This window comes from Pseudomonas monteilii NBRC 103158 = DSM 14164, assembly GCF_000730605.1.
In the GTDB taxonomy this organism is placed as follows: Bacteria; Pseudomonadota; Gammaproteobacteria; order Pseudomonadales; family Pseudomonadaceae; genus Aquipseudomonas; species Aquipseudomonas monteilii.
This window is the reverse complement of record NZ_BBIS01000022.1, coordinates 87,232-108,792: the sequence shown is the minus strand read 5'-3', so window position 1 is coordinate 108,792 and position 21,561 is coordinate 87,232. Positions and strand designations below refer to the sequence as shown.

Below are 21,561 nucleotides of genomic sequence, written 5' to 3'. Positions count from 1 at the left end.
CTCGCTCCTCTTCCCCATGCGGCCTCGTCTGCGCACCTGCATTTTGCCTATCGCTCTCATTCTTCATCTTGCTCTCCTACCCTTGTCTTTGAATAAAAGAAGCCAATGTACGAGGCAAAGTTCAGGTCAGGTTCACTCCCCGAGATAGCCGGGCATTAGATGCGATGAACCAAATACCCCAGCATCGCGTCCACCGCAAAACAAGCGAGTCGATTCTGAAATGGAAAACGACCCTGTACTGGCCGCTCTCGGCTATCTCAAAAACAACAAACTGATTTTGAGCACAGCAGAATCGTGCACTGCGGGCTGCCTTGTGGCTTTGTTGGCGGCGGTACCGGGTACCGGCGAGGTGCTGGAAAGCGGCTATGTCGTCTACTCGCCCAGCGCCAAGAAGCGCTTGCTGGGCGTCAGCGCCGAAACCATCGAACGATATGGCCTGACCAGCGAAGCAGTAGCCTGGGAAATGGCCTTGGGCGCCTTGAGAGACAGCGATGCGAACGTGGTGATCGCCACCACCGGGGTAGCCGGGCCGGCACCCGAATCCGGGATACCACCGGGGACGATGTGCTTTGCGTGGGCTTTCGCCGGCGAGCCAATTGCCGTTTTCACGCGCACTCAGCGTTTCTTCGGCGAGCGGTCTGAAGTGATGCGCCAAGGCGCCGTTTTCGGGTTGACCCGGCTTTCCCACTATCACCAGCGCTGGTTACGCGGCGAGCGCGCCTGAGGGCTGTGATCATGTCGGAAGATGAACTGCTATCCAGGCGTCACCCTGTTCATGAAGATATACCGATGCAGCAGCGCGTCTGGCGCTTCGAGCGCGTGGGCTGGTACGTGCTCGTGGCCATCGTATTGCTTGCCTTGGCAGGCCTGTTCGGTAATGGCCCGTTGAGCGATGCCGAGGTGGTGAGCCAGGATGGCCGGGTACGGGTTGAGTACCAGCGCCTCAGCCGAAGCGGCACGACAGACAGTCTATTCATCACCGTTCAGGGTATCCCTGGTCAGCCGGTGGAAGTGCAAATCGAGGGATCATTGCTCCGTGACGCCAGTATCGAGACGTTGCAACCGGAGCCACAACAGTCGATGTCGCATGGCCAGGCCCTGCTGTTCCAATTGGGTACTAAAGAAGATGGGGTCGCCACCTTGTACTTGACCCTTCGAAGTGAGCACGTAGGCACTCTGGAGGGCAGCGTCAGGGCTGGCCCTGAAAGCGCCGTTCACTTCTCCACATTTCTTTACCCCTAGGAGTGCGTCATGGATTCGATCCTCCGCGCAGCCGGAATGTATGTCGCCCTCATGCTGCTGTTTCGCGTGGCCGGGCGGCGCTCGCTGGCCGATTTGACGACCTTCGACTTCGTGTTGTTGCTGATCATCGGGGAAGCCACCCAGCAGGCGCTTCTGGGTGACGATTTTTCATTCACCAATGCCACGCTGGTGATCGCCACGCTGATCGTACTGGACGTCGGCCTTTCACTAGCAAAGCTGAACTCCAAGCCCTTGGCCCGACTTCTGGACGGGCACGCTACCCTGGTTGTTGAGAATGGGCGCTTTCTGCATCACCGCATGCGTCGGGCACGACTCACGGAGGACGATATCCTCGAGTCAGCACGAGACAGCCAAGGCATCGAAAAAATTGAGCAAGTGAAGTTCGCTATCGTCGAACGCAATGGAAAGATTTCAATCATTCCTGCCGAGTAAGACAACAGGCTGTCAGTGGTAGAACCCATGTCCGTTTAGAGTGCCAATATCGCCTGGCTATGGTCGATGGTAGGGATGGGCATCAGTTCGCGCCGAGATACCAGCCAGGCCCGCATCCGCTCGGTATCAAAAATCTGACCCTCTTCCATCATCACCAGAATGAGCGTTTGGGACATTCGGTAACAGCCGCATTGAGAACAGTGTCGCTCTTCCCAGCCACCGGTGCATTCAACGGACTCAGCTTGCCCCGCGCAAATCAGACAACTCATGTAAGCCCCCTTTTGTTCTTGTTCCCTGCAGGGTAAATGCGAGGCAACGAAGCTCCCTTGTGTCTCGCTTTACATGAGATATCCATGCCAATTCTAAATTCCCTCTATTTACGCAGCGCTCACATAAGACGAACCAGACGCCAGATAGCCCTGTCGGAATGAGAACACGTGATCTCGAAGGCATGCTGATGGAAAGAGAACCGGTAGAAGCTCAACAGGGTGCACCTCAACGAGATGAGGGTGGATGGTTGCCCTTGGAGCAGTATGGTGCGCTCGGCGATGGGCGTTCCGTGGCACTGATTGGCCTGGACGGTTCCATCGACTGGTGGTGTGTGCCGCACATGGATTCACCACCCCTATTCGACAAGCTGCTGGCCCCTGAAACAGGAGGCTTCTTTTCCATTACCCCTAGCGAGCCGTTCGTTGCTGAGCGCCGCTACTTAGCAGACAGCAACGTCCTTGAGACAATTTTCATCACCACTCAGGGTCGTGCCCGGCTGACGGAATCCTTGAACAGCGGGCCAGCCGGACGCCTGCCTTGGGCCGAACTCGCCAGGCGCATTGAGTGTGTCGAGGGTGCGGTCGATTTCGAGTTAGCCATCGACTTCGGAACCCAAGCCGACACGGTAAGCCCCTACGTGGCGCCGAATGACAATGCCTGCGTTTTTCATGCGGGGCGAATACTCGGCATGTTCCTGCACGACCATCATGTGCACATCGAACGCAAAGACGACATGGGCGTCCGTGCTGTCCTTAGCCTTGCAGCTGGACAACGCTCAGTGGTTGCAATTATCGCAGGGCGTGATGAGCCCCTGGTGGCACCGCCGTTGGCCCTGATCGATGAACGCATCGACGGCTCGCACCGGGAGTGGTGCCAATGGTCGAAGGGACTGGTCTACGACGGCCCGTACCAGACTCAGGTCATCCGAAATGCGCTGGCCCTCAAGCTTCTGCTGTCCTCTCCAAGTGGCTCGATCATGGCGGCAGCGACTTCGTCCCTTCCCGAACGGATTGGCGGCTGCAAGAACTACGACTACCGGTTCGCCTGGATACGCGATGCCGGCTACACCATCGAGGCGTTTCTGGGCATCGGCGCACAGCCAGAGGCTAAGGCTGCATTCACCTGGCTACTGCGCCGGTTGGATGAACATGGGCCACGGGTGTTCTATACCCTGGACGGTGCAATCGGTGATTGCGTGCGCCCGGTCGATCTGCCTGGCTACAAGAACTCCCCTCCAGTCGTCGGCAATGATGCCCGCGACCAGCTCCAACACGGTGTGTTCGGCGATATCTTCGAAACAGCGCGCTGCTTCATCGACAGCGGCAACATTCTTGATTCCCCGAGCGCCATGCTCCTCTCAGGCCTTGCCGACCAGTGCGCCGACTGTTGGCGTCAGCAGGATGCCGGTATCTGGGAGTTGCCGGAAAAACAGCACTACACGATGTCCAAGGTCAGTTGCTGGCAAGCCTTGAGCCGGGCCATCGAACTGGCAGATGGCGGCCACCTTCCCACCACCTGCCGTGAACGCTGGGATCGCGAGCGACAGCGCATCCAACAATGGATCGAGGCGCACTGCTGGAGCGAAGAACGCCAGGCTTACCTGTTCTATCCAGACAGCGACCGACTGGACGCTTCACTGGCACTGGCCGTCAGGTTCGGCTACCCAAGCAAGGAACGTATGCGCAGCACGCTGGAAGCAATTGATCATGATCTAGGGGCCGGCGCTTTCCATTATCGCTGCACCGATGCACAGGAAGAGGAAGGTTGCTTCTTAGCCTGCACATTCTGGTTAATCGAAGCCTGGGCCATTCTGGGTAACCAGGAACGCGCCGAAGCCGCCTATGCAGACGCTTTGAAAGGGCTATCACATGGAGTAGGCATCTACTCGGAGATGGTCGATCCGCAGACGGGGCAGTATCTGGGCAACCTTCCGCAGGGCTTGACTCACCTGGCAGCCCTCAGAGCTGCGATGGCCATCAGTGGTTGCCATCCTGAACGGTGACGCCAGACATCATCTCCATTGAACCGTGTCGTTTGGCGGGGACTCAACCAGAGGCAAGTTCTTACATCCCATCCGTGATGAGGTAACGCCAATGAACGCTATCGACTTGCTGATTCAAGACCACAAGCTGGTGAAGAAGCTACTCGAAGAATTGTCGACCACCACCGAGCGAGCGGTGAAGAAACGGGCCGAGTTACTCCACAGGATCGAGCAGGAACTGCAGATTCACACCGCGCTCGAAGAAGAAATTCTTTATCCGGCCATCAAGGAAGCGGGAGGCAAGGAAGAAGCGAAGATGTACTACGAGGCCAAGGAGGAGCACCGGACTGTCGATTCGCTCGTCCTACCCGACCTGCTGCATACCGAAACTGGCACCGTCGAATTCGCCGGGCGGGTCAAGGTCATGAAAGAGCTGTTGGAGCATCACATCGCGGAAGAAGAAGGCGAGCTGTTCCCCACGGCGAAGAAGCTGCTCAGCAAGGACACCCTCGAGGAGCTGGGGCGAACGATGGAAATGCAGAAAAAGATGCTCAAGGGCGAGCAGCGAGCGGCTTAGTCGAGCGATCACCTGCCAGCGCTCAGGACGCTGGCAGGTGATCAGCTTCAGATACCCCATCATCAGTTGGAAGGTTTCATGGAATATTGGATTGGATTACTTGAATGGCCCGCCATGGTGATGACCGTACTGGCAGCCTGGTGCATTGGTTCGCGTCGTCCGGGTAGAAGGAAGATAGGATTTTGCTGCTTCATCGCAAGCAACGTGCTGTGGGCTGTGTGGGGCTGGCAAGCACATGCCTGGGCTCTGATCATCCTGCAGTTCTGTCTCTGCGCCATGAATCTGCGAGGGTGGCGCAAGAACACGCAACTGGAAATTGCCGGGTGATAACGCACTGACAAGCCGGTAAAGGTTGCTTCTAAAATATACAGGTTGCACTCCTCACCACGCTTCCGTCCCTGGAAGCAGTGAGAGCAGATCAGGCCGCAGGCTTGAGCACCACTTTCGTCCAGCCATCATCCCGCGCATCAAAGTGCTTGTAGGCATCTGGGCCTTCGGCCAGTTTCAAACGATGGGAAATGATCTGCGAGGGCTTGGCGCGCCCATGATGGATGAGCTCTGCCAGGCGGCGATTATAGGCCTTCACATTCGCCTGGCCTGTCCGGATCTGTTGGCCCTTGAACCAGAACGCACCGAAGTCGAAGGCCATCTTGCCCTGCTTCGCCAGTTCGTTTTTCGCTCCAGGATCCTCTGGCACGAACACTCCAACCACGCCTATGCCACCAGTGGCCTTGGTTGAAGCGACCAAGTTGTTCATGGTGAGGTAGTTCGCTTCATGGCCATGCTTGTCGCAGCACTGGTAACCGACGCACTCACAGCCTCTGTCGGTGCCTTTGCCGTGAGTAAGGTTCATAATCTCTTCCACGGCCTTCTGCTCGACTGCATTGATAGGGGTTGCGCCAAGCTGCGCGGCGAGTTGCAGGCGATCCGGTTGGTTGTCGATGACAAACACCTGGGACGCGCCTTTGATGATTGCCGAATGGGCCGCCATCAGGCCGACAGGCCCTGCGCCGTAAATCGCAATGCTTTCACCCGGCAGCAAACCGGCAAGCTCTGTTGCATGCCAGCCTGTAGGGAAGATATCCGAGAGCATGACATAGTCATCCTCACGCTCCTGGGCATCTTCCGGCAGCACCAGGCAGTTGAAATCCGCATAGGGCACACGCAGCAGCTCGGCCTGCCCGCCCTGATACGGGCCCATCTCGGCAAAACCGTAAGCCGCGCCCGCAGCACCAGGATTCGCTGTAAGGCAGAATCCAGTGAGGCCTTTCTCACAGTTCTCACAGAACCCGCAGCCGATATTGAAAGGTAGACAGACTCGGTCACCGACTTTGACCCGGTCGACCCCTGCCCCTACCTCGATTACCTCACCGAGATTTTCGTGACCAAAAACTCTCCCGGCTTCGAACGAGGTTCGGCCCTCGTACATGTGCAAATCAGAACCGCAGATGTTGGTCGTGGTAATGCGTACCAGCACGTCCATAGGCTTTTCGATTTTCGCGTCCGGTACATCCTTGACCGAGACGTCACGTGGGCCGTTGTACACGATTGCTTTCATGCTGAACTCCCGATCGTCAGGGGCTACAGAAATGCGCCCTACTCTGTTCAGGTGAATGCAGCGTCAGTACGTTCAGCATGTTGATGGTAGAGGCAGACCGGTGGCGCTAAATGCTGTCGCTCCCACCGGAGCAGGGATCGCGTGGACTATGAGGTTGGAAGCGAGAATCGGAACACACTGCCATACTGCACACTGGATTCGACATCGATGGCACCACCATGTCGGGCAACAATTTCACCGACGATGAACAGGCCAAGGCCCAATCCCCCTGACGCTGCATGGTGCTCCGAAGTCAAACGCGAATAGAGGGTCTGGCCACGCCAGTCATCCCCAACGATAAACCGCGCTAGGTATGAGGGTCGCATTTTCGCGAAGCGGCTTAGCAAGCAGAGTGCGCAGAGTGCTCAAGCTAAGACTCCATTGACTGCATTTTTAGAGGAGCTCCGCATCCCCTTGAGATGTGAGGCTCACCGCGCATTTTCCGTAAAACCACTGCTGGAGCAGTGCAGTACGCAGCCGTGTGGAGCCAAAAGGCGGAGCGCAAGCATGACAACGGGTTCAGAATTACGGAAAATTATTCTAGGGCAATAATTATTGGTATTCCATAATTTGCCCTAAAACGAGATCGAGCAAACGGTCATGTATCTTCGCAACCACCATCTGAGATAGGTGTTCTGATCCGACCGTAGGTGTCATCACCTAAAATCGCGTCGCCTTCCTGATCAAACATCACAGCGAGCCACCGCGCCCTCTTCATCTCAGCTATTTGAGAGAAAAAGCAGCCTTCGCAGAGGTGAAGCTCGTACTCTTGGCCGCAATGCGCTGAGCCTTTGCCCCATGCCGCATGCATCGTTCCGTACTGGGGCTCACCTTCGCCATCTCGCGTAGACATACCGCAGACATCGCATACCACGTCGACAACTACATCGGACTCACCTGCTTGTGTGACCTTCATTCTGAGCCTCCGTCACCATCTGCCATCATGAGTCGCACCTTCCCGATCTCAACCCATCCAGACTCCCCAACCTAATGCTCCACAGCTTTAAGCCAGGCACGGGTCGCCAGGCCCTGGCGGAGCAGTAACAGGCGATTGAGTGTACGCATGATAAAATCGCTCCAGATTTAATCTGTGGAGCTTCCCGCTTGAGCACGCAACCTGCTACCGGCTACTACGATTCACTGCTTCACGCTCCTACTTTCTCCAGCGACCCTGCCGGCAAACGCCAAGCCGAGCGTTGGAAACGCCTGGTGGATGACATTCACAAATCCACGACAGAGCAAGACCTGCGTGAGGCCCGAGGGAAGGCGGAGGGTTACATCATCGGCCTAATGGAAAGTGGTCATCTACCACCAGATGGCGAACGCGACTACGTGATTCTTAGCTCGATTCATCGCCGTCAGGATTTTTTGCGTACACTCCTCGCGACGCTCACCTGATCCGCATAATCGACCTTTCAGGCGCCCGCAAAGGCGCCTGGCTCGCTCGTTGGCGAAGCGTCAGGTTGGTCTGCGCTTGTAATGAATGCTCGAAGACTCTTCCGGCCCGCTCCGCGCTTGAATGAAGTCAGAACAAAATTTCCTGCCTTTGTATCAACCACCCAGAAGCGCCCTACCCTTTTCAACGAGAAGATCGGCGTGGTCGTAAGCAAATATGCCCCTGTGCGCTTCTCAATAAGCCCTGGAACGATCTGACCAACCACGACCCCCACTGCGCAATCGTTCAAAATTTCGACGTCGCTCAGATAGGCAGTGATCGGCACAGAATACTGCTGACCCATCGCTTGTATGATGCGCGTGAGCTGAAAAATCGATGGTTCTTCACCTGGGTACCTGACGATCTCATCTGTCATGTGTTCATGCGCTCCTGCGTCCAATTCAATACCCCTCTGAGAGGTTTCGCTCCTAGAGGTGCTTAGATTTCAATGATGAAGTCCGGTACAAAGCCGGTCTTTTCACCTGGATACCCTCTGGGGTTCGATATGAGCCGACATCCCGAAACGATCGTGTCGACCGCGTAATGGGTATGGCCGAAGATCCAGGCATCAGCCTGCGAAACTAGGTCACCCCACTGGTTGAAGTACGCAGCACCGAGGTGGCCCTCATGAGCATCACCAGCGACCGCTTCAATCGGGCAATGATGCGTGACGACGACCGTCTTGCCACCGAAGTCCTTAGCCAACTCCGTAGCCAGAAAGTCCCGCGCACAAATGTTGCGAGCGATGAGATCGACAGGGCGAAGCTTCCTAAAGCCCTCGCCGATTCGGATCTGCGTGAAGTCGCTCATCCACTCCCAGCACAACGACATCGCTACGCGGTAATCCCCTGTGGACGTAAAATCTGTCCACCCCGTCGCCGCTAAAAATCTCACATCACCAACGATCAGTGTATGGTTATCCAGAACATGAACATGCCCAGCTGCCGCCTGTTGCATCTTCGTCAGCGTTCGGTCTAAGTGCCCCCGGTAGAACTCGTGATTCCCAGGGACGTAGATCACTGGACAGTCGAACGCCGCGTTTGCCCACTCGACCCCTTGACCGCGCACAGAGATGTCACCCGCGAGCACGACCAGCTCGACGTCCAGCATAGGTGGCACGAACTCGGAGAACTCGTTGTGTAGGTCGGAGTAAACCGCAATCTTCATACCTCGCTCCATGATACAAGGGCTGGGTCGCTAATCCCGGGCCCGTCCGACGGACGCCCGGGCTTCAAGAACTGGGTCATCACGGACGAAATGACAGAACCATCTCGAGCGAGGCTTGCTTCTTGTATCCGTCGCCGATAAGCAGATAGACGGTGTTGCGAGTCTCAAAAATCCAAGGATGCTCATGCGAGATCGCGTACGTAGATCTCACCCAGCAACCAGGTACGAACCGTCCACGGCTGTCGTATATGACCTCATGAGCGAGCACAATCATCGGCGCGATCCCGTCCGGCAACGGCTCAACCTCATTCGCGGGAATCTCAACGATGATCCAACGCTTCACCAAGCAAAACGCTTTTCCTGGAAAGCGCTGCTCTGCTGCTTGAACCAGCTCTCCTCTATCGTCAGCCCAACCATGGACAACCTCGCCGCCGCCGTAAAGAAACTCTGTAACCTCATCCAACGTGACCGCCATGAATCAACCTCTCGCGCTCGAGTAGACGTGTCCTTCAGACGTGACAAATTCGTAAACCGGGGTCGGCTGGGTACCATCCTTGATCCGAATCTCGGAAAGCAGCTTCATCGAAAACTCGGATTGATTGGTCATCGCCGGTGGAGCAAGCAAATGAACTCGATTGACACTCAGGAAATCCACCGCATCCCCTTTGCACAGGGAGTCAACCACCTCAACGCTCGACACCAAACGCACAGACGGGCCTAGGCATCCATTCACGAAGCCACTTCCTTCAACGACAAAGTAATAGCAATCGGGATTGAGACTTGCTGAATCCCAAAACAGATTCAGGCTGTCCAGAGCTAAAAACTGCCCTCGGAGTTTGGTTCTTTGGGTGACCAGCACAACACACTCCACCTATCAATCGGGGCAACTAGCTAGCACTTCGCCCAGAAACGATTCATATAAATTGACAACTTTGCGCCCAGCAGTAAATGTCCATGCAGAACGCAAGTCATCTGTGGGAGCTAGTGAGACCACCATACCACCATTCCACATTCACTGCCTATAGTACGTGGATGTAGAGTTTTCAGTGTGGCCTTATGCTTCCCTTTGCGGGAAGCTCTCCCATGCCAACGCGATACACTCTGGCAGCAGTCCTTCGCACCACGCGTGCCGCTCGTGGCCTATCCCAAGAACAGCTCGCCTCCACGGTGGAGCCTAGTCATTTGCACAAGATCGAGCACGCGAAATCCAATGTCAGCCTCGAGATGCTCGAAGACATCAGTAAGCGCTTGGACGTCGATTCGGTGGCACTCCTCGCCGCTGCCGCCTCCTACGAACGCCAGGAATCACTCGAAGAGTTTATGACCCACCTCTGGGCGGAGCTGGGCAAGCTGGGTGAGATGCGTGTGATGGAAAGCCTGCCTGCGCAATTCTCGGGTAAAGCATTGATCGCAGCGAAATCAGGTAAGCCGCCAATCCCACCAGACAGAATTCAAGCAATCCTCGACTGCAAGGCAGAGGGCCTCACTCAAAAAGAGACCTCAGTGAAGCTGGAAATGCCATATTCCACAGTCCACAAGTTCTGGCACATGCCAGTTGCAGATCAGTGACGTAAGATGGCGGAACGCTATAGGTCGACCGCCACTTCACGTATGCGACATTGAGACGTGGTCATGCCTCACATCTAGATCATGTCCCCCTAGGCTTAGCTCTTGCAGTTGCTTGTGCGACAAGGGGATCGTCAGGCCAGAAATGCTTGGGGTACCTACCCTTCAAATCCTTCTTCACCTCAACGTAAGTGGAAGCCCAGAAGTTCGCCAAGTCTTGAGTAACCTGAACCGGTCGGCGAGCAGGCGATAGCAAGTGCAGCTTGAGCACTTGGCGACCATTAGCAATGCGCGGCGTATCCGCTTGCCCGAAGAGTTCCTGTAGCCTCACGGCAAGTACAGGGGGACGCTCACCATAGTCCACACGGATGTTCGATCCCGAGGGTACTGCAATCGTCTGAGGCGCCTGTGTGTCTAACTGTTGCGGCAGAGGCCAGGGCAACAAGTTGCGAATGATGCTGGACAGATCGAGCTGGCCAAAATGACTGAGCCGGGTCACCTTTCCCACGTATGGCCCCAACCACTCCTCCAGCGACTGCAGCAATGTTTTATCACGTAAATCAGGCCACGCACTCTTACTACCAGCTTCCTCATCAAGCACGCGCAGCAATTCGACCCTCGCCTGCCACTGACGGAGCTCAGGTGTCCACGGCAGAAGCTCCAGCCCTTTTCGACGCACGTAGTTGAGCAACGCTTGAACTCGCGCTTCATCACCTAGGTTCGTTAGCGGCGCGCGGGACAGAACCAACTCCCCTACTTTCACTTGTCGCTCAGCGCGGAGTCCCCCCTCCCGCTCATCCCATTCAAGTTCATCTACTTGGCTGACCTGGTCTTTCAAGACAGTGTCGAACAACGCTTCGTCTAGGTCGGCAGCGAGGTATATACGTTCCTCACGCTGGCCTTGCCGGCTACCCAAGTCGGCAATCACCAGCCAAGAATGCTTCATCAGTGCATCGGTCTCGGTGAACATCGCTGCACGACCATTTGCCAATCGATATTCAGCTCCACCCGCACGACGCTGTTGAGCGACCCTGTCGGGATACGCCAACGCAAGAAGGCAGCCCACCCACCTCGGGTGGTCTGAATCAGCGACTGATTGCGATCCTGAGCCACGCAAGAATGACCGATACTGCCTGGCGAGTTGCTTCGCACGTTGAGCACCACCTTGCTCACCTCTTTGCGCACGTTGCTCACCAGATAGGATGGCCAAACGACTATGAAGGTCTGCTCCGCCACCACGCTGAATATCGCGCTCACCGAGCAATGCTGCGATGTTGCACGCTGTCTCAGTCAGTCCCAGCTCGTGACCTCGCAGCAGGAGATGAGCAATCCGTGGATGACTCGGCAGCTCGGCCATCGCTTGGCCGTGCTTAGTAAGTTGCCCATCTGGTTGCAAGGCGCAGAGCCGTCGAAGCAAATCGTTCGCTTGCGAGTAAGCAGCTGCAGGTGGGGCATCAAGCCACTTCAGGTCACTTGGATGAACGCCCCATTTAGCAAGCTGCAGGGCTAAACCTGTGAGATCCGCTTGTTGAATTTCGGGCGAACTGAAACCCGCCATTTGGTCGTGCTGGGTTTCAGACCAGAGTCGATAGCAGACACCCGGTTCCAGTCGACCGGCACGCCCTGCCCGTTGGGTGGCACTGGCCTTGGATATCCGCTGAGTATCCAGCCGGGTCATGCCACTGCGAGGATCAAAACGCGGAACACGCTCAAGGCCAGCGTCGATGACCACACGCACACCGTCGATGGTCACACTGGTCTCTGCGATATTCGTGGCCAGCACAACCTTGCGCATGCCTGGAGGGGCGGGATCGATTGCAGCTCGCTGATGATTAAGATCGAGCTCGCCGTGCAGCGGGCAAAGCAGCGTGTTTTTCTGCAGCGACGGTGAGGCATTGAGCCCTTCCTCAAGCCCTGACAACACGCGGCGAATTTCGGCCTGGCCGGGAAGGAAAACCAGAAGGCTGCCGGCCTGATCGGTGAGGGCGTCCAGGCATGCGCTGATGACCCGGGGCTCGATGTACTCACCCGGTTGCTGCGGCTTGCTCCAGATGGTGGTGACCGGGAACATTCGACCCTCGCTCGTCACGATCGGAGCGTCATTCAGCAGGCGCGACAACCTTTCACCTTCGAGCGTTGCCGACATCAGCAGCACCTTCAATGGAGCATCGTCCCGGAAAAGCTCGCGCCCATTGAGCGTCAGCGCCAAACCGAGATCGGCATCCAAGTTTCGAAGGTGGAATTCGTCGAAGATCACCAGGCCGACACCTTCGAGGGCAGGATCGCTCTGCAGGCGGCGCGTAAGAATCCCCTCAGTCACCACCTCGATACGGGTTTTCGGCCCGACCTTGCTATCGAGGCGAATCCGATAGCCCACCGTTTCGCCAACCTTCTCACCAAGCTCGCTGGCCATTCGCTCCGCAGCGGCGCGTGCGGCAAGACGACGTGGTTCGAGCATGATGATCGTTTGGCCCTGCAGCCAGGACTCCTCGAGCAAAGCGAGCGGGACTTTCGTCGTTTTACCTGCACCAGGTGGCGCCTGCAGCACCACCTCATTGCGTTCGCGAAGGGCTTTGAGAAGAGCTGGCAACGCAGCGTCAATTGGCAACGAACTCATGTGTACTCCTGCTTAATGCTCGGCAGTATACAAGCGTTCGATAGGAGACAGAGGGCAGGTGAAGTCGGTGAAAAAGGGCGACCTTGGAAAAGCTAAGGCGACCTTGCTAGGGGCGCCTCGCCTAGCCGGCGCTACTCTCGCTTCGGCATGGTCTTGACGTTGGATAGACGCTTCAACTGATCCTCCAAAAGCCTCACCCGCTCTACAAGCTGGATGTTGTGCGTCATCACTTGATACAACTGCTCCCGCACTACATCCAGCTCACTACGAGCCTTGACGACCTTATCGTTAGCGCGCTTTATCTGAAGAGTTTTTGAGGCAGCCAAGTTACCGAAGCTAGTGCGGAACGCCTCAATCTGAGCAATCAATGCCTGGTGACTGGGTCTCTTTCTCTTGAGGTAGCCTCTGTCGAAACCGGCCTCAAAGCTGACGATCCCAGCAGTGATCTTCGTGCCATCAAGTCCAACGTGAGCAGCAACGTGAGGCTTCCCAGCCTTAAGACGCTCAAATGCCTCTACGCAGGCTTTTACACCATCACTCGCCATCTCAGGCTACCTCCACTGCTGGAATGAGACGCTCCCTGAATTTTCTCATATTGCTCAGCTCATACTGTACAACTTGATACTCACCACTTCCGGGCTCATACAATTCGAGATCACGCTCGTTATCCTCGATAGCTTCGTCGAGTTTTTCCTTCTCGATAATGCCATCAGCGCAACTTAGACAGCTCACAGCCGCACCGAGTAGGAAGTGCTCACATTTGCCAGTTCGTGTGCATGCACCTAGCAAGGTCGGACGGTATGAGATCTTGCCATCGGCAGCCTGCCTCTCCGTTTCCTTTCGCATGTCAACTATATGCACATCACCGCTTTCTAATTTGCCACGTTGATTTGAAATATAGCTACCAACTCCACCAAACAGAGGAGCGTCATCTCCAAATGCATGTGCCAAAAGATCATATGCGATGTTCATTGGCACACCGGTCTGCACCTCAAAGAGAACGTGAGTCTTAGGAAGTACGTACTCACCCTTCTTCTCGTCATAGTATCCAAATATCGTTTTGAGAAGCTCAAAGTTATTGGCATAGTAACGTGTCATCTGAGTACACAAATGCTTGAACTGCTTCCTAAGGCTAGGCATGGATATGAAACCACTGCTGCTGCCATAGAATGCCAGTGACCTACGAAACTGATGGCTAGTGAAATTCCATGGGCTCCCTACCTGGAAAAATTTCTCATTTGAAAAATCACGACTGGGGTCGGTGAGCTGCAACTCTTCTAAATCAGATGGAGTTATAATAAACCCTTCCAGCAGGAAGTCCGGCTTCGAAACATCATTCCAAAACGGTACGCCGATTTCAGTTTGAGCACGATTAATGATGGCCGGATTTAAGAATAGCGGCATTGCTTTAGGGTCAACACCGTACAACTTGGAAATACCACGACATATGGCACGGGCCACCTCTACCGCGCGAACAGCTTCATCAGTGGCTAACCAAGATACTGTTTTACGATACCCGGTAAACTTAGTAGTGGTAGACAAAACCTTGACTATGATGGGCTTATCCCGTGCCAAGCCACCCTCATCGAGCGTAGCTGACACCACTTCGTCTTGATCGATACAATCGTAAGGCAATCGCAACACCTCCTGGTCTCTCATGCCTGTATACAAATGAATAACCGTCTTAGCTACCCACTGCATCTTCAAAACAGTTGATGACAAAACGCCTCTTCCTGAGCATGAGAAATCACCACTGAACAGAGACTCTATCTTATGAATCTTCAAAGTTTCTTCGAAGACTGGCTCATAAGATTTAGGGGCTTTGTTTCCATTGACCTTTTTTTGGTGATAATGAGTATACCCGTAACGAGGATTATCGAACTCGCCCAAGTACTGCTCAAGCGGCTCGCGATGATCATAAAGAACATCAAGAGACAGACCAAGTGCATTGATTACAGCAAGATAGATTTTGGTCGGAATCACAGGGTGCTGTTTAGCGTCTTCATCAATATCGAAATCGATATCAAATACCCCCTGTAACTTATAGCCAAGCCGATCCTCGCCCACGCTCACCAGATGGCCGAGAAGGGCTCGCATCAGCTTGCGCTGCGTGCTTCCAACCTCATTAACCTTCATCCAGCGAGCGTATGCCGTCAAGTAGGCAGGCGTGGTAAGAAGCTCTTGTAGGGAAATCACTCCCGCCAGTTCACCAGCACCCTTCTCATAGCAAAATCGCGCAGCGGTACGCAGTGTTAGAAAATACTGTGACAGCATACTTACGCTCATCCGACCAATATGGCCAGTGCTGACAAAAAAAAGCAAACAAAAAAGAATCCACTTGATCTCCTCGGTCAGTGAGTTTTGAGCTGTGCCACTTGTGCCAAACACGCCATCAAAGCGAATGGCCCAGATTTTGTTAGCTCTAAGCCGCATTGGATTGAAGTCCCAATAAGGCTTACCAAAGACAGCTGTCGGGTTTCCCTCAAGATCCCTACAAAGAACAAAGTCCGCCGAAGGCCTCCAGCTTTTGCCATGCGATTGCTGAATAACTTCTGCAACCTGTAACCCCTGATTCAATTCATCAAAAAAGTTTTTCATCAGATGTAGATCCCCATTTTCTCATAGCGTTGTAAGCGGCGCTCCCAGAAAGGAGTGAGGATACCCAGTTCAAAAACCTTCTTATTCATAACCCCTATCAAATCAGACGCACTCTTGGATCTTTTTGAAATCCCCTCCAAAATAAAACTAATACGGACGATTACGCCTTTTAAAACTTCTTCGGAGAATTCAAAATTCGGAGCATTTTCCCTAATGGCTTCGACTACATATTTGAAGCTCATCAGCTTATGGATATCAGCCTCATCAGAGTGCACCAAGTAATGTATACAGTACAAACATCCATACTGGCTATTGCAATCAGGTTCAATAGTAACCACGGGAATTTCTGCCACTGGATCATTCAAACCGTCACAGTGGCCTGCAGCAATAGGTATCCCTCCCACTTGGCTTTCAGAACTAAAGCGCTTGGCTGCTTCCAGCATTGAGGCCCAGAACCCTCCAAACTCTTCCTTCTGCTGTTTATCAGTTACTCCACTGTAAAACTGCGCATTCGTGCGCTCAGTATGGTTAAGCACTGCACTCACCAGCATTGGCGAATGACGCAGATGGTGCAGAGTCAAACTCTTAAACTTGCGGACAAGCCTAGGTGGAATATTCTTCGAACTATTACTAACAAAAACCCCTTGCAATTTGTTATAAAATTTCGTGGAGAAATTATTTTCGAGACTAGGGAAATCAGTGGACGGCAGCCCTCGACCATCAACTACATGAAAGAAAAGCAGTTCTGATGAGCGGCCGTTCAGGATCCAGCTACGAAACTCAAGATATTCGCGCAGAAGCTTCATGCCAGGCCCTCTGCCTATAGAGTAGTTAACTACTAACCCCTTCGCTCTCAATTTCACTGCTGACAGCTCTTTTTTCAAAGGAGAACGGACAACTTCAAGGGCGTCTTCGTAAAGAAACTGTATAACCTCACCGGAGTTGGCTCCGACCACTAAGTTTATAAGACACGCGTAAGCCTTCATGGCGAGGCCTGCCAGCCTTACCCTAAATTGATGATGGGAATCCGCATTTGCATCATCAATCACACGCTGAGCTCGCTTAAGAGTTTCGCGCAGGTCAGCTAGTCTAGCCTCAGGTTTAGCTATACTTAGCTCTTCGATAGTAAGGAGGCGGCCCTCTCGGTAATCGTACGCAGAATAACCATGTTCACCCTCTGTCAATGGAGTAATGAATTTACCGGTACCTGGAAAAAAATACGTATGATATTCGTTGGTATCGAATCTTAGAGGGAAGGCTTGAAAACCCACCAAGAACCTTGATACAGATAGCGCAATATTTAGTGTGATGTCTATGTATAGCTTTACGTCGTCTTCATCAGGCGGTTCCAGACCTTCACGACGATTTTTTATTGGTGGAGCACTTGCGATTATGTACCCATAGTCTTCCGGAAATTGCAACGCCAGAACTCTACGAAGAATAGTTTGACGGGCTTGGCAACTTAGTGGCTTCGCTTGGCCACTGGCGATTTCCTGATACAGATAGCTGGTGAACGCCATATATGCACGCTGAGCGCCTTCAGGCGTACACATTACATCACGGTAACCATACCCATCGCACCAATTTATTGCGTACTCAAAATTCTTTACGTCAGTCTCAATGCTATTCCCTTTAGTGCCTGACGACCACATTTTGTCAAGCCAGGCGATGACCATCTTCCGTCGACTAGGAATCAGCGAGCTCTCATCCACCCAATATCCAGCTCCCCGTATTTTTTCACGCACAGAATATACGAACACGCCGATATCTAAGGCCGAAACTCGATTTGACAGTGAAAGAGCTAAACTCTCAGGATGGAGAATCTCATGTTCTTGACCAACATAGGACAAATCAATAGCGTGGATTTTACGAGGCACACGATTAGCCGACATCAACATTATCCAAAATCAAGTCACTGTAACCAGACATTTTGAAAAGCACATTCTCGTAGCTTTCTTGAGCACTGATCTTCTCGGACGTCATCAAGAACAATTTAAGATAGTTCTCCGTCGTCTCACGCCTTTCATGATGAAGCCGAGCTTGAATAATTGTGATTTCTTCTCCGGGCTGAAGTGTACCGTCAGCTATCCGGGGAACTAGTCGTTGATAAATCTGATATGCATACGTCGCACGAAGCCAATGGTATGTAAATTCCGTGGAAAGCTCTTTATTCGCTTTTCTTAAAAGTTTTTTCTTCAATGTGTTCGCAACAGCACCTACTGGTCGTGACTTCGCGTACATGTACCTCGGATCCGTCGACGCCATGTAATAACAATTACACTGCTCAGACAAGAAAACATACATATCCTTATCATCAATTTTTTCAAGCCCTGGATGGTTTAGGGTAAACTCAGATTGGAATTTTTCACGCCTTTTTATAGCAAAGGGGCTTCGCAAATACGTCAGCAAGTCCTGAGCCAATTGCTGAGGGACATATAGGTTTTGAGCCTTACTAAATTTAGTGTCGATCCCAGTACCAGGGCCAGCCTTCAAAAGATAGGAGCCATCTGGCTGTAGCAACCCATTCGCTAGCGCTTCAACATGCCTCACTCTCAGCGTCAGCACGGTTTGTTTGCGCGCGCCTGTCATAAGCGCGAACAAGACGATCAGTCGCTCTTGAGCTGTCCAAGCGTCGCCTTCAATTACTTTCACAACATGCGCTAGCTCAACATTCGTTAAAGGCCGTAGAAGCTCACCTTCATCATTAACAAATCCAGCTGGCGTAGGGGCTTTCGGCGCTAATGCTCTGGTTTGGCTACGTTTTTCTACAGTTACCTTCTTTTGGAACCCGTGAGCCCCTTCAATATAGATACTTATTTGCTTAACTGTATCAACACGTTCTATATCTAGATCATGCCAAAATCTAGACACATACTTGTAGAACTGATAAACCACACCCGTATATTGATTGGCAACCGCCGCACCGCGATTTGGATTATCGAGCAGATATCTGTGGTATTTGTATGTTGGTCGCTGCGGAAGGCGTCGCCCAGAAAAGTCCAGCCAGTCGATACCATGGCTTTCACAAAACATCAAATAATCGAGAAGGCGACTTGCCTTTCTTCTCGCATCATCTGTTGGGCGATTCTGTGCATGCTTGTTCTGAATCAAACTAAGCAGGAAAGAATTTGCCTCTATCCACGGAGTGCCATCTTTATGAAAGATAAACGGCAGATTATATACAGCCCTAGTGAGCGCATCAGGAAGCGCCGCCTCATTTACTTGATAAGCAATGATACTTTCACTAATGCCATTAATAGTTACTGGCATTGAATTAGAAGGTTCATTACTAACGTGCAGTTCAGCAAAAACTTCGCTGACTTCGGGGATTATTACAATGCGGCCTTTGTGTGCCGGATTTTCAAACGCTGCCACCAAACCGCCCCACCCATTCTTCGAGTGTCAAGCCTGAATGTTATGCGTAAGAAAAACAAGATATCAGTCAATGTCAGAATGTTTCACGATAAACACTTTCATTTAACGAGACATGATAGCTTTGGATAGCGCCCTTTCAGGTCCTTCTTCACCTCGGCATAAGTCGTACGCCAGAAATTGGCCAAGTCCTGGGTCACCTGCACCGGGCGGCGGGCCGGTGACAGCAGGTGCAGCTTGACCTGCTGGCGGCCATTGGCAATGCGTGGGGTATCGGCAAGGCCGAACAGCTCTTGCAGGCGCACGGCGAGAATCGGCGGGTTTTCACTGTAGTCCAGCCGAATGTGGGAGCCGGAAGGCACGGCCAGGTGCGCAGGTGCCTGTTCTTCCAGCCGCTGTGGCAGCGGCCAGGGCAACAGGTTACGCAGCATCGACGGCAGGTCCAGTGCGGCGAAGTGGCTAAGGCGCGATACCTTGCCCAGATAAGGCTGCAGCCAGTCTTCCAGGCTGGCGAGCAACGCCTCGTCCCCCAGGTCGGGCCACTCGCTGTTGCCCGTCTTTTCCACGTCGAGCTGACGCAGCAGTGCCACCCGTGCCTGCCACTGGCGCAACTCCGGGGTCCACGTCAGCAGATTCAGGCCTTTACGCCGGACCAGGCCAAGCAGGGCCCTTGCCCTGGCGTCATCATCCAGCCCCGGCAGCGGCTCACGGCTGAGCACCAGTTCACCAACCTTGACCTGACGCTCTGCGCGCAACACCTGCTCACGCTCGTCCCAATCCAGGATATCGACCCGCTCGACCTGCTCGGCCAGCACACCGTCGAGCAAGGCTGGATCGAACTCGGCGGCGAGGTAGATCCGCTCTTCGCGCTGCCCTTGGCGGCTCCCCAGGTCGGCGATCACCAACCATGGGCACTTCATCAATGCATCGACCTCGGCGAACAGCGCTGCACGGCCGTTGGCCAACCGGTACTCCGCACCGCCCTCGCGGCGCTGCTGGGCGACACGGTCGGGGTAGGCCAGCGCCAGCAGCGCGCCCAGCCAACGTGGGTGTTCGGGGTCGGCGACCGCAGCCCCAGGCTTGCCACGCAGCAGGCCGCGGTACTGGCGAGCCAGCTGGCGGGCACACTGCACGCCGCCCTGGCCACTACGCGCAGCCTTGCTCTCGCCGCTCACCAGCGCCAGCCGGCTGTGCAAGTCGGCGCCACCGCCCCGCTGGATATCCCGCTCCCCCAGCAACGCAGCCACATCGCACGCCATCTGTGCCAGGCCCAGGTTCTGGCCCCGTAGCAACAAATGCGCGATGCGTGGATGAGCTGGCAGTTCGGCCATGGCCTGGCCATGTTCGCTGAGGCTGTCGCGGCTGCCGGGCTTGAAAGCATTGAGCCGCGCCAGCAGGTCCTGGGCCTGGGCGAATGCAGCAGGCGGCGGCTGGTCGAGCCAGCACAGTTGCTCGGGGGTAACGCCCCAGCGCGCCAGTTGCAGGGCCAGGCCGGCCAGGTCGGCCTGAAGGATCTCGGCACTGCCGTAGGCGGCCAGCTGGTCATGCTGGGCCTCGGACCACAGGCGGTAGCAGACACCAGGCTCCAGGCGGCCGGCACGCCCGGCGCGCTGGGTGGCACTGGCGCGGGAAATGCGCTGGGTGTCCAGGCGGGTCATGCCGCTGCCGGGGTCGAAGCGCGGCACGCGGGCCAGGCCTGCGTCGATCACCACACGCACGCCGTCGATGGTCAGGCTGGTCTCGGCGATGTTAGTCGCCAGCACCACCTTGCGCAGGCCCTTGGGCGCCGGGTCGATGGCGGCGCGCTGGGCATTGAGGTCGAGTTCGCCGTGCAGCGGGCACAACAGGATCTCGGGGCGCTCACCCAGCGCCTCCTGAAGGCTTTGGTGCACCCGGCGGATCTCCGCCTGGCCGGGCAGGAATACCAGCACGCTGCCAGCCTGGTCGGCCAGCGCCTGCAACACGCTGTCCACCACCCGTGGCTCGATGAATTCGCCCGGCTGAAACGGCCGCCCCCAGCGGATGTCCACCGGGTGCATGCGCCCTTCACTGCGGACCACCGGGGCATCGCCCAGCAACCGCGACAGCCGCTCGCCCTCCAGGGTGGCAGACATCAGCAGCATTTTCAGCGGCGGGTCATCACGCAGCAGTTCGCGGCCATTAAGGCTCAGCGCCAGGGCCAGGTCGGCGTCCAGGCTGCGCTCATGAAACTCATCGAAGATCAGCAAGCCTACGCCTTCCAGCGCCGGGTCGGCCTGAAGGCGGCGAGTGAGGATACCTTCGGTTACCACTTCGATGCGGGTGTTCGGCCCGACCTTGCTGTCCAGGCGAATGCGATAACCGACGGTCTGGCCCACCTGCTCGCCCAGTTCGCTGGCCAGCCTTTCGGCGGCCGCTCGCGCCGCCAGACGCCGGGGTTCAAGCATGAGAATGGTCTGCCCGGCCAGCCACGGCTCGTTCAGCAGCGCCAGCGGCACGCGGGTGGTCTTGCCGGCGCCTGGTGGTGCTTCAAGCACCGCTTCGTCACGTTTTTCCAGGGCTTGGCGCAAGGCGGGCAAGACGGCATCGATCGGTAATGAAATCATGGTGGTCCTCGAACAGTCTCGCGAGTATAACGGCGAACCCAGCCTGCTCTATCATGGTCTTAAGCTTCAGGCGCAGGCGCTTCGCTTGCCCTGCTGAATAC

The 21,561-nt window shown here is 54.9% G+C and carries 22 protein-coding genes; 8 read left to right on the top strand and 14 right to left on the bottom strand.

The annotated features are described in order from the left end of the window. Window positions 1–220: 220 nt before the first annotated feature. The 3 genes from PM2_RS13065 to PM2_RS13055 are packed head-to-tail and all read left to right on the top strand — an operon-like array spanning window position 221 to window position 1,695. Entirely contained in the window at window positions 221–724 is a 504-nt protein-coding gene (locus PM2_RS13065; RefSeq protein ID WP_028697827.1) for a CinA family protein, read from the top strand. Between the two features lie 11 nt (window positions 725–735). Then, the gene (locus tag PM2_RS13060; protein ID WP_028697828.1) at window positions 736–1,242 is read left to right on the top strand and encodes a hypothetical protein; all 507 of its coding nucleotides are present in this window, start codon (window positions 736–738) and stop codon (window positions 1,240–1,242) included. A gap of 9 nt (window positions 1,243–1,251) precedes the next feature. Beyond that, window positions 1,252–1,695: a DUF421 domain-containing protein gene (locus PM2_RS13055; RefSeq protein ID WP_028698529.1), complete on the top strand. Its 444-nt coding sequence runs from the start codon at window positions 1,252–1,254 to the stop codon at window positions 1,693–1,695. Between the two features lie 35 nt (window positions 1,696–1,730). Here the strand turns inward: PM2_RS13055 and PM2_RS31180 are convergent, their stop codons facing one another. Beyond that, window positions 1,731–1,871, bottom strand: a complete 141-nt coding sequence (locus PM2_RS31180) for a hypothetical protein (protein WP_167398654.1) — start codon at window positions 1,869–1,871, stop codon at window positions 1,731–1,733. Window positions 1,872–2,212: 341 nt separating this feature from the next. Here PM2_RS31180 and PM2_RS13050 point away from each other — a divergent pair, with 341 nt between their 5' ends. The 3 genes from PM2_RS13050 to PM2_RS13040 all read left to right on the top strand — a co-directional run bounded on the left by PM2_RS13050 (window position 2,213) and on the right by PM2_RS13040 (window position 4,850). Then, window positions 2,213–3,967 (top strand): glycoside hydrolase family 15 protein, encoded by a 1,755-nt coding sequence (locus PM2_RS13050; protein WP_028698528.1) that lies wholly within the window; start codon window positions 2,213–2,215, stop codon window positions 3,965–3,967. Between the two features lie 91 nt (window positions 3,968–4,058). Then, window positions 4,059–4,523, top strand: coding sequence for a PA2171 family ribosome-binding persister protein (locus PM2_RS13045; protein ID WP_028697831.1), 465 nt, complete (start codon window positions 4,059–4,061; stop codon window positions 4,521–4,523). 78 nt (window positions 4,524–4,601) lie between these two features. Continuing rightward, complete coding sequence (locus tag PM2_RS13040; RefSeq protein WP_028698527.1) at window positions 4,602–4,850, top strand: hypothetical protein; 249 nt, start codon at window positions 4,602–4,604, stop codon at window positions 4,848–4,850. Window positions 4,851–4,941: 91 nt separating this feature from the next. On the opposite strand, the gene PM2_RS13035 is transcribed toward PM2_RS13040, so the two are convergent. From PM2_RS13035 to PM2_RS13030, 3 genes are all read right to left on the bottom strand, one after another. Then, complete coding sequence (locus PM2_RS13035; RefSeq protein ID WP_028697833.1) at window positions 4,942–6,081, bottom strand: glutathione-independent formaldehyde dehydrogenase; 1,140 nt, start codon at window positions 6,079–6,081, stop codon at window positions 4,942–4,944. 146 nt (window positions 6,082–6,227) lie between these two features. Then, window positions 6,228–6,446, bottom strand: a complete 219-nt coding sequence (locus PM2_RS30000) for an ATP-binding protein (RefSeq protein WP_080693989.1) — start codon at window positions 6,444–6,446, stop codon at window positions 6,228–6,230. A 272-nt stretch (window positions 6,447–6,718) separates the two neighbouring features. Beyond that, complete coding sequence (locus PM2_RS13030; protein ID WP_028697834.1) at window positions 6,719–7,036, bottom strand: hypothetical protein; 318 nt, start codon at window positions 7,034–7,036, stop codon at window positions 6,719–6,721. Window positions 7,037–7,224: 188 nt separating this feature from the next. On the opposite strand from PM2_RS13030, the gene PM2_RS13025 reads away from it, so the two are divergent. Next, window positions 7,225–7,518 (top strand): hypothetical protein, encoded by a 294-nt coding sequence (locus PM2_RS13025; protein WP_042131946.1) that lies wholly within the window; start codon window positions 7,225–7,227, stop codon window positions 7,516–7,518. A gap of 17 nt (window positions 7,519–7,535) precedes the next feature. Here PM2_RS13025 and PM2_RS13020 read toward each other — a convergent pair whose 3' ends face one another. From PM2_RS13020 to PM2_RS13005, 4 genes are all read right to left on the bottom strand, one after another. Beyond that, window positions 7,536–7,931, bottom strand: a complete 396-nt coding sequence (locus PM2_RS13020; RefSeq protein ID WP_042131944.1) for a hypothetical protein — start codon at window positions 7,929–7,931, stop codon at window positions 7,536–7,538. A gap of 62 nt (window positions 7,932–7,993) precedes the next feature. After that, the gene (locus PM2_RS13015) at window positions 7,994–8,722 is read right to left on the bottom strand and encodes a metallophosphoesterase family protein (protein WP_028697835.1); all 729 of its coding nucleotides are present in this window, start codon (window positions 8,720–8,722) and stop codon (window positions 7,994–7,996) included. A 79-nt stretch (window positions 8,723–8,801) separates the two neighbouring features. Then, a complete protein-coding gene (locus PM2_RS13010; RefSeq protein ID WP_028698526.1) occupies window positions 8,802–9,197 on the bottom strand; it encodes a DUF6957 family protein in 396 nt (131 codons plus the stop codon). Window positions 9,198–9,200: 3 nt separating this feature from the next. Then, on the bottom strand, window positions 9,201–9,581 hold the full coding sequence (locus PM2_RS13005; RefSeq protein ID WP_028698525.1) for a hypothetical protein: 381 nt from the start codon (window positions 9,579–9,581) through the stop codon (window positions 9,201–9,203). Between the two features lie 197 nt (window positions 9,582–9,778). Here PM2_RS13005 and PM2_RS13000 point away from each other — a divergent pair, with 197 nt between their 5' ends. After that, window positions 9,779–10,291 (top strand): helix-turn-helix domain-containing protein, encoded by a 513-nt coding sequence (locus tag PM2_RS13000; protein WP_080693987.1) that lies wholly within the window; start codon window positions 9,779–9,781, stop codon window positions 10,289–10,291. A gap of 79 nt (window positions 10,292–10,370) precedes the next feature. Here the strand turns inward: PM2_RS13000 and hrpB (PM2_RS12995) are convergent, their stop codons facing one another. The 6 genes from hrpB (PM2_RS12995) to hrpB (PM2_RS12970) form a co-directional block, all read right to left on the bottom strand. Continuing rightward, complete coding sequence (gene hrpB, locus PM2_RS12995) at window positions 10,371–12,905, bottom strand: ATP-dependent helicase HrpB (protein ID WP_028698523.1); 2,535 nt, start codon at window positions 12,903–12,905, stop codon at window positions 10,371–10,373. A gap of 131 nt (window positions 12,906–13,036) precedes the next feature. After that, on the bottom strand, window positions 13,037–13,450 hold the full coding sequence (locus tag PM2_RS12990; protein WP_028698522.1) for a hypothetical protein: 414 nt from the start codon (window positions 13,448–13,450) through the stop codon (window positions 13,037–13,039). A 1-nt stretch (window position 13,451) separates the two neighbouring features. Next, window positions 13,452–15,503 carry an integrase gene (locus PM2_RS12985; RefSeq protein ID WP_028698521.1) on the bottom strand — a complete coding sequence of 684 codons (2,052 nt, stop codon included), beginning with the start codon at window positions 15,501–15,503 and terminating at the stop codon, window positions 13,452–13,454. Beyond that, the gene (locus PM2_RS12980; protein WP_028698520.1) at window positions 15,503–17,395 is read right to left on the bottom strand and encodes a hypothetical protein; all 1,893 of its coding nucleotides are present in this window, start codon (window positions 17,393–17,395) and stop codon (window positions 15,503–15,505) included. The genes PM2_RS12985 and PM2_RS12980 overlap by 1 nt, the downstream gene beginning before the upstream one ends. Then, on the bottom strand, window positions 17,385–18,878 hold the full coding sequence (locus PM2_RS12975) for a site-specific integrase (RefSeq protein ID WP_028698519.1): 1,494 nt from the start codon (window positions 18,876–18,878) through the stop codon (window positions 17,385–17,387). Before PM2_RS12975 ends, PM2_RS12980 begins: the two co-directional genes overlap by 11 nt. 98 nt (window positions 18,879–18,976) lie before the next feature. Next, the gene (gene hrpB / locus PM2_RS12970; protein ID WP_042131940.1) at window positions 18,977–21,460 is read right to left on the bottom strand and encodes an ATP-dependent helicase HrpB; all 2,484 of its coding nucleotides are present in this window, start codon (window positions 21,458–21,460) and stop codon (window positions 18,977–18,979) included. Window positions 21,461–21,561 lie beyond the last annotated feature (101 nt).